General features: G+C 75.3%; 11 protein-coding genes and 1 tRNA gene. 7 read left to right on the top strand and 5 right to left on the bottom strand.

The window, feature by feature from the left end:
* Together K1Y72_RS35645 and K1Y72_RS35640 are read left to right on the top strand one after the other, a co-directional pair.
* Nucleotides 1-1166 (top strand): sensor histidine kinase (locus K1Y72_RS35645; protein ID WP_372453069.1); only part of this gene is annotated, 1166 nt, incomplete at its 5' end.
* A gap of 92 nt (nt 1167-1258) precedes the next feature.
* Nucleotides 1259-1963, top strand: a complete 705-nt coding sequence (locus K1Y72_RS35640) for a response regulator (protein WP_220170965.1) — start codon at nt 1259-1261, stop codon at nt 1961-1963.
* 315 nt (nt 1964-2278) lie between these two features.
* Here the strand turns inward: K1Y72_RS35640 and K1Y72_RS35635 are convergent, their stop codons facing one another.
* The 3 genes from K1Y72_RS35635 to K1Y72_RS35625 all read right to left on the bottom strand — a co-directional run bounded on the left by K1Y72_RS35635 (nt 2279) and on the right by K1Y72_RS35625 (nt 5063).
* On the bottom strand, nt 2279-2914 hold the full coding sequence (locus tag K1Y72_RS35635; RefSeq protein ID WP_220170964.1) for a hypothetical protein: 636 nt from the start codon (nt 2912-2914) through the stop codon (nt 2279-2281).
* Nucleotides 2915-3045: 131 nt separating this feature from the next.
* On the bottom strand, nt 3046-4053 hold the full coding sequence (locus tag K1Y72_RS35630; protein WP_220170967.1) for an ATP-binding cassette domain-containing protein: 1008 nt from the start codon (nt 4051-4053) through the stop codon (nt 3046-3048).
* A 170-nt stretch (nt 4054-4223) separates the two neighbouring features.
* Nucleotides 4224-5063 (bottom strand): phosphatase PAP2 family protein, encoded by an 840-nt coding sequence (locus K1Y72_RS35625; protein ID WP_220170963.1) that lies wholly within the window; start codon nt 5061-5063, stop codon nt 4224-4226.
* A gap of 269 nt (nt 5064-5332) precedes the next feature.
* On the opposite strand from K1Y72_RS35625, the gene K1Y72_RS35620 reads away from it, so the two are divergent.
* Nucleotides 5333-5974 carry an HAD family hydrolase gene (locus K1Y72_RS35620; protein ID WP_220170962.1) on the top strand — a complete coding sequence of 214 codons (642 nt, stop codon included), beginning with the start codon at nt 5333-5335 and terminating at the stop codon, nt 5972-5974.
* A gap of 265 nt (nt 5975-6239) precedes the next feature.
* Here the strand turns inward: K1Y72_RS35620 and K1Y72_RS35615 are convergent, their stop codons facing one another.
* Nucleotides 6240-7385 carry a tyrosine-type recombinase/integrase gene (locus K1Y72_RS35615; protein ID WP_220170961.1) on the bottom strand — a complete coding sequence of 382 codons (1146 nt, stop codon included), beginning with the start codon at nt 7383-7385 and terminating at the stop codon, nt 6240-6242.
* A gap of 523 nt (nt 7386-7908) precedes the next feature.
* On the opposite strand from K1Y72_RS35615, the gene K1Y72_RS35610 reads away from it, so the two are divergent.
* The 3 genes from K1Y72_RS35610 to K1Y72_RS35600 all read left to right on the top strand — a co-directional run bounded on the left by K1Y72_RS35610 (nt 7909) and on the right by K1Y72_RS35600 (nt 12550).
* Nucleotides 7909-8490 carry a hypothetical protein gene (locus tag K1Y72_RS35610; RefSeq protein WP_220170960.1) on the top strand — a complete coding sequence of 194 codons (582 nt, stop codon included), beginning with the start codon at nt 7909-7911 and terminating at the stop codon, nt 8488-8490.
* A 539-nt stretch (nt 8491-9029) separates the two neighbouring features.
* Nucleotides 9030-9497, top strand: coding sequence for a hypothetical protein (locus tag K1Y72_RS35605; RefSeq protein ID WP_220170959.1), 468 nt, complete (start codon nt 9030-9032; stop codon nt 9495-9497).
* 1709 nt (nt 9498-11206) lie between these two features.
* Nucleotides 11207-12550: an MFS transporter gene (locus K1Y72_RS35600; protein ID WP_220170958.1), complete on the top strand. Its 1344-nt coding sequence runs from the start codon at nt 11207-11209 to the stop codon at nt 12548-12550.
* A 103-nt stretch (nt 12551-12653) separates the two neighbouring features.
* On the opposite strand, the gene K1Y72_RS35595 is transcribed toward K1Y72_RS35600, so the two are convergent.
* Nucleotides 12654-12726 (bottom strand) — tRNA-Arg (locus K1Y72_RS35595).
* Nucleotides 12727-12922: 196 nt separating this feature from the next.
* Here K1Y72_RS35595 and K1Y72_RS35590 point away from each other — a divergent pair.
* Complete coding sequence (locus K1Y72_RS35590; protein WP_258574603.1) at nt 12923-13573, top strand: alpha/beta hydrolase; 651 nt, start codon at nt 12923-12925, stop codon at nt 13571-13573.
* Nucleotides 13574-13613: the final 40 nt, after the last annotated feature.

The raw sequence follows: 13613 nt of genomic DNA, 5'->3' as shown, positions 1-13613 counted from the left end.
GCGCGGCGGCCGCGACGGACCGCCTGCGCGAGATCATCGGAGTGCTGGAGGAGGACCCCGACGGCGGCGGCCGCACCGACCCTGCCGCCGGCACCGCCGGCACCGCCGACGCCGCCGACGTCGCCGACGCCGGCATCGACGGCATCGACGGGCCTGGCGGGTCTGGCGGGGTGTGCGCCGGGTCGCCGGGCCGGTCTGGCGGCGTCGCCGCCGAGCGGCTCGAGCCGCCGTCGGGCGCGGTGACCGGTGCGGGCGGGCGCGCGGCGGTGCACGAGGCGATCGCGGATCTGGTGGCGCGCGCCCGGGCGTCGGGAGTGGCGGTGTCGCTGACGCTCGAGCGCGGCGCGCACGACCCCGACCCCGACCCCGACGGTGGCGGTGGGGGCGGGGTGTCGCCGATGGCGGGACTGGCGGCCTACCGGGTGGTGCAGGAAGCGGTGACCAACGCCGCCCGCCATGCCGCGGGGGCGCGTGTGCGGGTGCGGGTGTCCACAGACCGGGGCTTGTCGGTGACCGTCACCAATGGCGCGCCGCGCGGTCCAAGGCCGCGCCCGCCGCAGGTGGCGTCGCCGTCGGGCGGGACGGGCCTGACCGGGCTGGCCGAGCGGGTGCGGGTGGCCGGTGGACGGCTGCGGGCCGGTCCCGATGGCCACGGCGGCTTTCGCGTGCACGCCGAACTGCCCGCCGCGGGCGTCCGCGCCTCGGCGTCCCCCCAGGTCGGCGGCGAGGATCCTGACGGGGTGGGGGACCCGGTGGGGGAGTCGGCGCGGCAACTGGCGGTGCAGCGGCGCCGGGTGCGGCGCGGCCTGGTGGCGGCGGTGGGCGTCCCGGCCGGGTTGCTGGCGGGGCTGGCGGCGGTGATGGGGGGCTACCACGTGTTCATGATGACGAACTCGGTGCTGGCGCCGGCCGACTTCGCGGCGCTGCACGTGGGCGACGGCCAGGCGCGCGTGGAGGCGGTGCTGCCCGCCCGCCAGGTCCCCGGCGGCCGGGTGCGGCGGCGCGCCCCCGAACCGGCGGGTGCGCGGTGCCGCTACTACCGGCCCGACGCCGGCGTGCTGGAGGTGGGCGCGGTCTACCGGTTGTGCCTGGCGGGCGGGCGGCTGGTGGCCAAGGACGTGCTGGAGGCGCCGCCGCCCGGCGGCGCGCGGGACCGGCCGCGATGAGCGGCACGGCGGCGAACGGAGAAGACGGCATGAGCAGCAGTGCAGGGGGCGGTGCAGGGGGCGGTGCAGGGGGCGGTGCAGGGGGCGGTGGTGTGATCCGGGTGGTGCTCGCCGACGACGAGGCCATGATCCGTGCGGGGGTGCGGGCGATCCTGGCGTCCGACCCCTCGATCGCGGTGGTCGCCGAGGCCGGTGACGGGCACGAGGCGGTCCGGGCCGTACTCGCGCACCGTCCGGACGTGGTGCTGATGGACATCCGGATGCCGCGGCTGGACGGGCTGGAGGCGCTGGCCGAACTGCGCCGCGCCGCCGCGCCCGCGGGCCTGGATCCGGGGCAGGGTCCGCAGGACGCCGGCGGTCCGGCGGTGGTGATGCTGACGACGTTCGGTGAGGACGACTACATCGCTCAGGCGCTGGCAGGGGGAGCGTCGGGTTTCCTGCTGAAGTCGGGGGATCCGCACGAGCTGCTGGCGGGGGTGCGGGCGGCCGCGGCGGGTGCGGCGTTCCTGTCGCCGCGGGTGGCGCACCGGGTGATCGGGGTGCTGGCGGGCGGACGGCTGGCGGGGGCGGCGTCGGCGCGGCGCCGCGCGGAGGCGCTGACGCCGCGCGAGCGGCAGGTCCTCGGGCTGCTGGGGCAGGGCCTGTCCAACGCCGAGATCGCGGGGCGGCTGCACGTGGTGGAGGGCACGGTGAAGGCCTACGTGTCGATGATCTTGACGCGGTTGCAGGTGCGCAACCGGGTGCAGGCCGCGATCGTGGCCCACGAGGCGGGCCTGATCGCCGGACCGCCCGACTGACCGCCCCCCGCGTGTCCCACACCTGCGCCCGCCCTGCGCCCACACCTGCGCCCGCCATGTTCCTCTCCGTGCTCCCCGCCGCTGCCAGCCCCCGCCATGCCCCGGCCCGGCGCGCTGCGGGCGGTGTTCATGGAGCTGCGGGCGGTCCCGCCCGGGGCCGAGATGCGGTGCGTCGAGCTCTGCGGACACAGAGCACGTCCCGCACGCCGCATCTCGACCCCGGGCGGCCGGGCCGGTCCAGGGCAGGGCGCGTTCCCGCGTGCGTTCCACCCCCTGTGCCCGGGGCCGGAGCGGCCGCCCGGGGGCGGCGGCGGGTCAGGCGTCGCGGCGGTGCAGGACGGTGATCCCGGCGGCCAATCCCGCGGCCGCCCAGGCCGCCACGATGAGCAGGGCGACGGCGGGCGGGTAGGGATGGGCGTCGCCGTGCATGAGGTGGCGCCCGGCGGTGGAGGGCAGCGCGTCGGCGACGCGGCGCATCGGGCCGTGACCGGCCGACAGCAGCATCGGCAGGACCGCCAGGCCCACGAACGCGCTGGTGAGGGTCGCGGCGGTGCTGCGCAGGACGGCGGCGACCCCGGTCATCAGCACGCCGGCCGACGCCAGGTAGGCGCCCGCGGCGAGCGCGCCGGCGACGGCCTCCCCGGCGTCCAGGCGGCCCCAGCGCCCGAGCATGACCGCGGCGACGGCGGTCCCGCCGGCCTGCAGCACGATCCCGGCGGGGGCCAGCACCGCGACGGCGACGAGGGCCTTGGCGATCAGTACCCGGTGCCGGGCGGGAGTCCACTGCAGGGTGGCGCGGATGGTGCCGGTCGCGTACTCCCCGGTGACGGCCAGGACCGCCACGGCCAGCAGGACGAACTGCACGGCGTCCAAGGCGCCCGCGGCGGTGTGGACGGCCGACACCACCCCTTGGTCGTCGGCGGGATCGGCGTTGGTGTTGTCGCCGGCCACCGAGGTGCCCAGGATCTGGCTGAGCAGCGCGGTCAGCGCGGCGGCGGCCGGCAGCGATCACCACGAGGAGCGCAGCGACCACAGCTTGGTCCATTCGCAGGCCAGCGCCGGGCCCAGCCGGGTGCGGCCGCTCATGCCCCGCTCCGCTCGCCGAGTCCCGCCCGCCCCGCCGGCTCTGCGGGGCCGGCGGGGCCGCTGCCGTACTCGACGCTGGCGCCGGTCAGTTCCATGTAGGCCTCCTCCAGGGACGCCCGGCGCGGTGACAGCTCGTGCAGGACGACCCCGGCCCGGTGCGCCAGCTCCCCGAGGCGTTCGATCGCCACCCCCGTCACCACGACCTCGTCCCCGCCGCCTCCTGCGCCGCCATGGCCCGTGAAGGAGGCGGCGGGGCCGGGGAGGTCGACGCGCACCGGGCCGGGCTCGGCGTCCAGCGCCCGGCGGAGCCGGTCCAGGCCGATGCCGCGCGCCCGGACCGTGGAGGGCGCGGCGGCGGCGATGAGGTCGGCGACCGGGGCGTCGGCCAGCAGGCGGCCGCGCCCGATGACGACCAGGCGGTCGGCGGTGAGCTGCATCTCGCTCATCAGGTGGCTGGACACCAGCACGGTGGCGCCGTCGGCGGCCAGCGACCGCATGAGGCGCCGCACCCACAGCACCCCGTCGGGGTCCAGGCCGTTGACCGGCTCGTCGAACAGCAGGACGCCGGGCTCGCCGAGCAGCGCGCCGGCGATGCCCAGGCGCTGGCTCATCCCGAGCGAGAACGATCCGGCGCGCCGCCGGGCGACCGCGCCGAGCCCGACCTCCTCCAGGACCTGGTCGACGCGGCGCGCCGGGACGGCGTTGCTGGCGGCCATGGCGCGCAGGTGCGCGCGGGCGCTGCGGCCCGGATGCACCGCGCGGGCGTCCAGCAGGGCGCCGACACAGCGCAGCGGCCGGTCCAGGGCGGCGTAGGGGCGGCCGTCGATGAGGGCCTGGCCGCGGGTGGGCCGGTCCAGCCCGAGGATCATCCGCATGGTGGTGGACTTGCCGGCGCCGTTGGGCCCCAGGAACCCGGTCACCTGGCCGGGCCGCAGGTCCAGGGACAGGCCGTCGACGGCGACGCGGTCGCCGTAGCGCTTGGTCAGGTCCCGCAATGTGATCATCATGTGCCTCCGTTCCGCCCTGGACGCTAGGCGGCGGGCGGGGGAGCGGGCAGTGCCCGAACGGCACCGGCCGCCCTGCACTTTCGTCAGGTCCGCAGCGCCCGCGGCCGGCCCCGCCGCCCTGCCGCCGCCCTCGCCGTCATGGTCGGGAGGGGACGCGGCGCGGCGGGTCAGGCGCGGCGGTGCCGTCCAGGTACCCGCCCGTCGCCGCCGGGGCCCGGCGGCGTCCCCGGGTCCGCACCGGCGGGGGAGCGCCCCTGGCGGTGATCGGAGCGGACGGGACCGCGCCCCGCCATGACGTCGGGCATCGTGACGGCGGCCCGGTGCGCCGGCGGGCGCCCGCCCGCAACCGGCGCCAGGCCGTCCACGCGCGCGGCGAAAGGATCACTCCCGCCCCACAGGTCGGGGGCCGGGCCCGCGCCCAGCAGCAGAACGCCGAACGGGACGCCGCGCGCCGCCCGCACCGCGGCCGCCGCCGGACGCGCCGCCGCCAGCCCCGCCAGCGGCGCCACCACTACCCCCACCAGCACGCCCGCGGCCACGTCATGGGGGTAGTGCACGCCCACGAACACCCGGGAGAACGCCATCAGCAGCGCCAGCGGCACCACCACCGGCGCCCACCGCCGCCAGGCGACCACGATCGCCGCGGCCGACGCGGCGGCGATCGTGGAGTGGTTGCTGGGGAACGACCAGTCGCCCGGCGCCGGGCACGCGGCGATCGTCACCGCGTGCGCGACCGCCCGGCACGGCCGCTCCTCCCGCAGGACGCCCTTGGCCGACTCGCTCACCAGACAGGCGCCCACCACCACGGCCGGCGCCGCCAGCGCCAGCGCCATCGCGCGCGCCCCCAGCCCCCGCGCCCGCCACCATCCGGCGACGAACAGCGCCGCGAACAGCAGCATCCCCGCGTCGGTGCCGACCTCGGCGAAGGCGTGCACCCAGCCGGGCGTCCCGTGCGCGAACCCGGTGATCGCCCGGTACCAGTCGGCGCTGAAGTCCGGTGCTCGCATGCTCTCCCTCACGTCCGTTCCCGCACGAGCCGCGCGCCCCACGCCCACACCCCCGCCCCGGTCCCCGCCGCGGCTCCGGGCGCGCATCCGGTCACGCATCTGGTCACGCTCTGCAGTGAGAGCATGTCATGCCCGCGCCCGCCCCACCGGCTGATCGTCCGCAGCACCCCCTGCGGCCCGCCTCACCCCGGCTCCCGGCCCCGCCGCGCGGTCCGGTGCCGAAGAAAACCCGTGGCGACGCCGCGCCCCTCTCGGCCACCATCGGCGCCGTGACCCTGCTGCACGTCTTCGACATGGACGGAACCCTGCTCACCGGCACCACCGCCAACCTGCAGATCGCCCACCAGACCGGAACGCTCCACGAACTCACCGCCCTGGAGGCCGACTTCGCCGCCGGCCTGATCGACACCGTCGGCTTCTCCACCCGCATCCACCGCCTGTGGGGCGACCTGACCCCCGACCACGTCGCGGCCGCCTACCGCGCCGGCACCTGGCTCACCGGCATCGCCGAGGTGTGCGCCGACATCCGCGCCCGCGGCGAGCACTCGGCCGTCATCACCATGTCCCCCGACTTCTTCGCCCGCCACCTGCTGGACCTGGGCTTCGACGACGTCCTGGCCTCCCGCTTCCCCCCGCCGCCCTTCACCACCGCCCTGGACACCGCCGGCATCCTCACCCCCGCCGACAAGGTCCGCCTCACCGACGCCCTCGCCGCCCGCCACGGTCTGCCCGGCGACCGCTGCATCGCCTACGGCGACTCGATGTCGGACGCCCCGCTGTTCCGCCACCTGCCCCACACCGTCGCCGTCAACGCCGACCACCACCTGGCCGACCTGGCCTCCCTGCACTACACCGGCACCGACCTCACCGCCGCCTACCGCCTCGCCCGCACCCTCATCACCGCCCCCTGACCCCGCGGGCGACGAGCCGCACCCCGCCGGACCGCCCGGCGTCCGCGCCCCCGCAGGCATCGGGCGTCGGGCGCGGGTGAAGCACGCCGCCGGCGACCCTGCGCACGAGTCCGCGACCCGGTCGCCGACGGAATCGGCGCCTGCGCACCGCGATCGGCGGGAACCACCGATCCGGCGCCTGCCGACCCTGCCGACCCTGCCGCTTTGCGGCCCCGGCTCGGGCGCGCACCGACATCGCGTCCACCACGAACCGGGGGAGAGGGAATCAATCCGTCCGCGCGCGCTGCACGGGCCCCAGCAGCGGATGCACCTGCATGGCCGCCTCCAGCTCGCCCGGCAGCTCGTCGCGGTAGCGGCCCAGCGTCGACAGGTCCGAATGCCCCAGCACCCGCCGCACCGCGTCCATGTCGGTCGCCGCCGCCAGAAGATGCGTCGCGGTGGTGTGCCGCAGCCCGTGCGGCGTCACGCTGCGCCGATGCGCCGGATCCACCCGCGCCAGCACCCGGTCGATCACCGCCTGCACGTCCCCGCGCGCCAGCCGCCGCCCCCGCCACGACAGCAGCAACGCCTTGCCCTCCACCCCCCGGTCCAGCAGCGGACGCCCCTGCGCGCAGTAGGCGTCCAGCACCTCGGCCACCGGCGCCGGCAACGGCACGTCCCGCGTCCGGCCGCCCTTGCCGAAGATCCGCCAGTACCGCGTCCCGGCGTTGACGAAGAAGTCCTCCTCGTTGGCGCGCGTCAGCTCCGACACCCGCGGCCCCACCGCCGCCAGCAGCAGCACGATCAGCCCGTCGCGCAGCTCGGTCCGCTGATCCGCGCGCTTGCCGCGCCCGCTCACCGTCACCGCCGGCTCCGCCACCACCAGCTCCTGCGCCGCGTCCAGCAGCCCGCCCGCCTGCTCGGCCGTCAACGCCCGCCGCTCGGCCCGCAGCCCGCCGCGCTCGCGGGGCTTGAGCGTCGTGGCCTGCATCGGGTTCAGCTGCACCCACCCCGCCACCAGCGCGTACTGAAAGAACGCCGACACCGACCGCCGGAACCGCGCCTGCGAGGACGCCGACTGCGAAGGCGCCCCCTCACCCCCGCGCCCACCCGAACCACCCGAACCGCCAGAGCCCCCAGCACCCCCGGAGCCTCCGCCGCCCGGGACGCCGCCGCGCACGGCCGCCCGCCCCGAACGCCGCCCGTCGGGCTTGCGCGCGAACCGCAGCAGCACCTCGTCGACGTCGCCGCCGTCCAGATCGTCCAGCACGACCGCGCCCCCCGCCAGCTCACCGAAGGTCAGCACGTCGCGCACGTACACCTCCGCCGTGCCCGGCGCCAGCGCCCCGGTCGAGGACTTGGCCCGCACCATCTCCACGTACCGGTCCACCGACTCCGACACGGTCACCCGCTGCACATCGACAGGTCGCACCCGCCGGACGCTACCGAACACCACCGACAGAACCGGCCCGCCCACACCGATCCGCATCCCGGCCCGCCCGAAACCGCCCCTTCACCCACCCCCGCCGCCCCCGCCCAAGCCCCTTGAGCCGCACGACCGGCCCCAGCCCGGGGGAGCGCCCCATAAAGATCATCACTGGTCGTGTCACGCCACCGCCCTCCACCACGACAGCGCCCCGGCGCCCACCCGGCACCCATGAGCAGGACCTCTGCCCGGCCCCGGCATCGTCCAGAGCGTGGACACCGCACCGAAGGCGGGCGACCGGGGGACCCCCGGCGAACCGGAGGCTCCCGGCTCCGGTACCGGCCCGTCGACCAGCACGGCACAGGAAGACCCTGGGCCGGAAGAACACGCTGAGAACGCACGCATCCCACCGGCCCGAACGGGCCCGAACGCCGAATCTCCTGACCGCCCGCCCGGGGGAGGCGCCATGCGGGGCGCTCGATACACCGGCCATTGCCCGCGCCGAAAAGGCGGCCTACGATCGATCACCATGCCACGCACCACGAGCGGTACCCGAGTGTTCGCGCAGCCGCCATATGTGCGCGTGGCAAATGTTCTCGCGACCGGTGCCGCGGCATTCTTCATTCTCGGGCCCGTCCTCGACCGGCCGTCACCAGGCCCGATACCGGTCGCCCTCGCGGGCATCGCGGCCGCCGCGTTCATGCTCATCGGCCTTCGGGCCATGCTCGCGCAGGTCGCCGTCACCACCACCTCACTGCACTACAGAGGGATCCTCCGCTCGCACACGGTCCCGCTCTCGCGCATCACGGGCTTCACAAGCGACCCTTCCGGATTCGCGGTCATGACGGGCGAGGTCCCGAGCGTGCTGTACGAACGCGACGACGGAACGATCGCCAGGATCACCTTTTGGAATATGCCGGTCTCCTGGCGGGCCCGGTTCGGAAACGGTGCGACCGCGACGTTCACAAAGCGTTGCAGCAGGCACTGGAGCCCTGCATTCCCAGCACGCGGCGCCCGCCACCAGACCGCCCCGCCGGTAAAGGGCGCCGCAGCCCGCACACGTTCGCCTGGGCGGCGCTCCTGGCCGCCGGCATGGTCGCCGTGCGGCTGACAGGCCGGCAACGCCGACGGGCGCAAGCAGCACGAGCGCCGCAACGGCGGACCCGGTGACAACCTCTGCCGGGCCTACCGACGACCACGGCCTTTCCCTCACCTTCGAGGCCCTGAACGGTCCCCGGCGAAGGCACCCGGCCCGAGAGGCACGAGGGACGCGGGGGAGGATCGCGCGAACCGGCGAACGCTCGAGCACGGGCGGGGAGGGGCGGCGGGTCCTCTCGGCGATCACGTGAACGCGTCGAGTGATGCCCGCGGCGGCATGGCTTCTTCAGGGCCTGGAACGGTGCGACCGACCCGCTCGGCGCCATGGGCTGGTCGTCTGGCCGATGACGTGGGAGGACACCGCGCTTCGCCAGCCCGAAGACACCCTCCGAAGACACCCTCCCGGACGCCACAAAACGGACATTCTTTAACCCAACAGAATCCACCTACTGTCAGGTTTGATATTTTCTGTCCGATTTTCCGGGGGGTCATCGCGCCTCCCCGGTCCGGATGTCACCGGCCCGGCCTACGATCCCGCCAGGAGGTGGCGCCATGGCCGAATGGCGGCTGTTCGACCAGGTCGGCGAAGTCGTCCGCGCGACGACACCGCCCGAGCTGGGGAGACCGCACCTGCGCGTGCATGGCGGCGGGCTGAAGGTCTGGTTCGGCGGCGCGGAGGCGCCGCGCGAGCACTACGAGGCCCAGGTGGTGGCGGCCGAGGTGGCGGGGGGCCGGGTGCTGGAGATCGGTTTCCATGCCGAGCATCGCCGCGAGGCCGACAACGAGGCGGTGCTGGCCCGGCTCCTGGCGGCGGAGCCGCGGTGGCGCCCGGTGCTGGGCGAGGAGACCGTCGCGGGGGCGTTCCTGGGGGCGGCGGCCTGGCGGCGGGTGTCGGAGACGTGGGCGGACCCCGATCTGGAGGATCGTGAGGCGGTGTTCGAGATCGGGGTGCGACTGGTGGAGTACATGACGGCACTGGAGCCGCTGCGCGGCGCAGCGGACCGGGCGGTCTCCCTCTAGGCCCTCGGACCGGTCGGCGCGGCTCGAGCCGCTCCTCCCGTCGCAGGTCCGTTCAGACCGTGCCGCGAGCCGCGGAACCGTTCGGACGTGCGCTCTAGAACCGGCTGGAAGCACGCCCGACGAAACCGTTGGCGACTGCGCGAGGAAGACAAGAAGGTCAGGTCTTCCGGACGGCTGCCGGTTCACTTTCCTGGGCCACTCTCGGGATGGGCGGGCGAAACGTCAGGTGTGATCGTCGCGAAGCCGTGCGTGCGATCCGATGGTCACTTTGTGTGATGATCGGGCGCGGCTGCGGTCTCCGGAGGGGGCGGCCGGTGGCGGATCGTCCGTTTGATCATCTTCGGGCGTCCGGGGGGAGGGGTGCGGCATTGAAGGGTCGTGGGCCTGCCGGACGCCTGCCGTGCACAGCGGCGATGGCTCGGGTCGGCCAGGGGGCGGCGGGTGGTGGCATGGTCTCCGGGGCGGCTCGAGCCGCCCCGGAGACCGAACCGATGGGGGCGCCGGCGCTGCGACGTCGGCCGGCGTGCGCGTTGGTGTCCTGCCGGGCGCCGGCGTGCGCGGCCCGTGCCCTGAAGCGACCCTCGGTCGTTGCGCGGGCGACCCGGGTGCGTTCCTCGCCGCCGCGGTGGAGCGGTTCGACCGGGTGGTGGAGCAAGGGCCGTTGCCGGCGGGCGGGTTTTGCGTTCGGTTCGTTGCGGTGTCCGTTTCGCCCCCGCTCGTGGCGATCTTGGAATGCTCGATAATGTACATTATGTTAAGTAGAACCGATGGAACCCGATCCGCCCGATTTGATCTTCGTTGGGTCCGTCCTGCTGCAGAGCGCTTGCCGGACGCAGGCCTCTCCCTCGGCGACCGGCTCCAGGCGCCCTTCCCGCCGAGTTCGGTGCCTTGTCGCCGCCCGCTGGAGGCGCCCCTTCTGGCGCCCACGTCTCGGGCCTTCTGGATTACGAAGGGCCCGGTGCCCGATGCTCGCCGCGGTTCGATGGCACGGCGACGAGTTCATCGCACCGGCGCGCAGGCGATCGTCCCGAAGCGGCCCGCCGGGTCTTGACCGCATCGGCCCAGGCGACGCGCGGCACGTTCTCGACGACATCGCGACATCGCGACATCGCGGCGTGGCGGCGTGGCGGCGTGGCGGCGTGGCGCGGCTGGGTGCTTCATATCGCCCCCCGGGTGCAGCGGGTACCTGAGTGTCACGTCGTGTCACCATTGCGGGTGAAAGAGTGTGCCTTCGGCCCTCTCCCCCGGCTTAGCCCATAAGGCAACGGAACCCGGGCGGTCGCAGGAGGCCGACGCATGCCCGAACATCGGTGATAGGCGGCGTCGGTGTGCCCGGCGTGCTGTGTGGCCCAGGACGATCGCACGGAGCGGCTCGTGGAGTCCGGCGTCAAGAAGGGTGAGGGCCGGGGGGTATGCGGGGCGTGCTACGGCCCCCTCGGGGCCGGACGTGGTCGCGGTTGGTGCCGGTCGGGGTTTCGCGGCGCCGTGGAGCATCTCGTTGTCGGCGAAGTCGCGGCTGGTGCCAGCGGGGATCGCTGTCGATCTCGTGGTGTGGAGCGTGGACCGGTCTCCCGGTACGTGCGCCCGCTGTCCGGATAATGCCGGTGCGCGGTGGTGGGGCGGGCGGTAGCGTGGGCGGTATGACGTGGCGATATTGATCTTCTCTTCGTTCCCGTGACGGCGCCGGCGGCGCGGAGGCGGCCGGGCGGTTGGCGCGCCGTCTGTACGCCGCGGCGTTCCTGGACGACCTGGTGCTGCTGTATCCGGTCTATGCGCTGCTGTTCGCCGATGCGGGCCTGTCCCCTGCGGCGATCTCCTCGCTGCTGGTGATCTGGTCGGTGACCTCGTTCGCGCTGGAGGTCCCCTCGGGTGTGTGGGCCGATGCGTTCTCGCGCCGGTTCCTGCTGACGCTGGCGCCGGTGCTGACGGGTGTGGGGTTCGCCTTGTGGACGTGGTGGCCTTGTTATGCGGCGTTCGCGGCCGGGTTCGTGCTGTGGGGCGCCGGCGGTGCGCTGCGGTCGGGGACGCTGGAGGCGCTGGTGCACCGCGAGCTGGTGCTGGCGGGCGCGTCCGGCGGTTATGCGCGGCTGATGGGTCGGGCGCGGGCGCTGGGCACCACCGCGACGATGCTGGCGTCGGCGCTGGCCGCTCCGGTGATGGCGGCCGGCGGTTATCGGGCCGTTGGGATCGCCAGCGTCGCGGTGTGCGCGCTGGCCGCGGTCGCGGCGCGGGCGCTTCCCTGCGCGCCCGCCGAGGCGCAGGGCGGCGCTGCTGCGGGGCGTTCCTCGATGCGGCCCGGTGGCCGCTCTGATTCTGAGCTGCGTGGCGGGGCGGACTCCTTGTGCGCCGGTGCCGTCGTGGGCGGGGGCGGTGAGGCTTGCCGGGAGACGGGTAGGCAGGCGGAGCGGGGTGCGCTGAGGCGGGTGTGGCGCCAGGGGTTCGGGCAGGTGCGCGGGCGGGCGCCGGTGCGGCGGGCGCTGGTCCTGCTGGCGGCGCTGACGTTCGTGGGGGCGCTGGACGAGTACCTGCCGCTGCTGGCCGCCGGGACCGGGGCCTCCCCCGCCCGGGTTCCGCTGCTGCTGGTGGTGGTGTCGGCCGGGGTGGCGGTGGGCGGCTGGTGCGCGGGCTGGGGGCATCGCCGGCTGGCGCCGCTGCTGGCGGGGGCGGCTTTGTGCCTGGCCGGCGGGGCGCTGTGCGGCCGTCCGGTCGGGATGGTCGCGGTGGCCGTGGCGTTCGGGGTGTTCGAGTGGGCGCTCACGGTCGCCGACGCCCGTCTGCAGGACCGGATCGAGGAGGGTGCGCGTGCGACCGTCACCTCGATCGCCGGTTTCGGGGAGGACGTGGTGGCCGTGCTGGCCTACGCCGGGTACGCGCTGGGGTCGGTGTGGGCCGGGCCGGCGGTGCTGTTCGCGGTGGCGGCCGTCCCCTACCTGCTGCTCGCCGTCCTGATCGGGGTCCGGCCGGGATCGGGCGCCGGTTCCCGCTCCCCCGCCCGCGCCGACGCCCGCCACGAGGACGGTGCCCAGGACGGTGCCGAGGGCGAGGTGAGGTGAGGTGGGATCTGCGGCGGCGGGGCCGGTGCGGCGCCGGTGCGGTGCCGGTGGAAGGCGGTGGGACGGCTGCCGGTCGCGGGTCGTGGTGCGGGTCGGTGCGGGGTCTCCCCGGCAGGATTCGAACCTGCGGTCTCCGGCTTCGGAGGCCGGCGTTCTGTCCGCTGAACCACGGGGAGCGGTGTTGGTCCACGGTGCCTGGCCGGGGGCGGTGTCGGCAAGATGTTTTCTGTCGGGGTGGGGCTGGTGGGTGGGGTTCTGTGTTCTGTGGTGGAGAAATTTAAATTCGGACATACTACCACCAATCTTGACAAAGTAAGGTCGGTGGTGGGGGTGGACGGTAACGGTGCGCACCGATGTGAGAGGCTGCGGGCCATGGCAGCCGATCTCTCCCCGCGCCTGCGCGTGCACTCGCCCCGGTCGCCGGTGCGCGCCGTCGCGGTCCTGCTGCACGGCGGTCGCGAGCACTCCCGCGAGCCCGCCACCGCGCGCCAGCCCGCTCCCCTGCGGATGGAGCCGTTCGCCCTGGTGCTGCGCCGCGCCGGGCGCCGCCGCGGCTTGGCCGTCGCCACCGTCGGCTACCGGGTGCGCGGCTGGAACGGCGCCGAGGCCTCCCCCGTCCCCGACGCCCAGTGGGCGCTGCGCGAGCTGCACGACCGCCACCCCGGTGTCCCGCTGGTGCTGGTGGGGCACTCGATGGGCGGCCGCACCGCCCTGCGCGTCGCCGGCCACCCCCACGTGCACGGCGTCGCGGCCCTGGCCCCCTGGCTGCCGGCCGGAGAGCCGCTGGAGCAGCTCGCCGGGCGCCGCGTGCTGCTGATGCACGGCACCGACGACCGCACCACCTCGCCCAAGGCCACCCGCGCCTACGCCGAGCGCGCCCGTTCGATCGCCGCCGCCGTGCAGTACCTGGCGGTGCCCGGCGACAACCACGCGATGCTGCGCCGTCCCGGCCGCTGGCACCGCGCCGTGGCCGCCTTCACCCTGGACTGCCTCACCGGCGCCCCCGCCCCGTCCTGGGAATGACCCTCCCCCGGGCCTGCCGGCGCGCGCGCCCGCTCCCCCC

Origin of the sequence: Actinomadura parmotrematis (assembly GCF_019458805.1) — a bacterium.
Classification (GTDB): Bacteria; Actinomycetota; Actinomycetes; order Streptosporangiales; family Streptosporangiaceae; genus Spirillospora; species Spirillospora parmotrematis.
This window is presented reverse-complemented; position numbering and strand designations above follow the sequence as displayed.

What these genes read in the sequence shown, in the direction of transcription:
- K1Y72_RS35610 (WP_220170960.1), top strand. Translation starts at nt 7,909, where the DNA reads ATGCCACGCACCACGAGCGGTACCCGAGTGTTCGCGCAGCCGCCATAT.
- K1Y72_RS35630 (WP_220170967.1), bottom strand. Translation starts at nt 4,053, where the DNA reads ATGATCACATTGCGGGACCTGACCAAGCGCTACGGCGACCGCGTCGCC.
- K1Y72_RS35605 (WP_220170959.1), top strand. Translation starts at nt 9,030, where the DNA reads ATGGCCGAATGGCGGCTGTTCGACCAGGTCGGCGAAGTCGTCCGCGCG.
- K1Y72_RS35625 (WP_220170963.1), bottom strand. Translation starts at nt 5,063, where the DNA reads ATGCGAGCACCGGACTTCAGCGCCGACTGGTACCGGGCGATCACCGGG.
- K1Y72_RS35590 (WP_258574603.1), top strand. Translation starts at nt 12,923, where the DNA reads ATGGCAGCCGATCTCTCCCCGCGCCTGCGCGTGCACTCGCCCCGGTCG.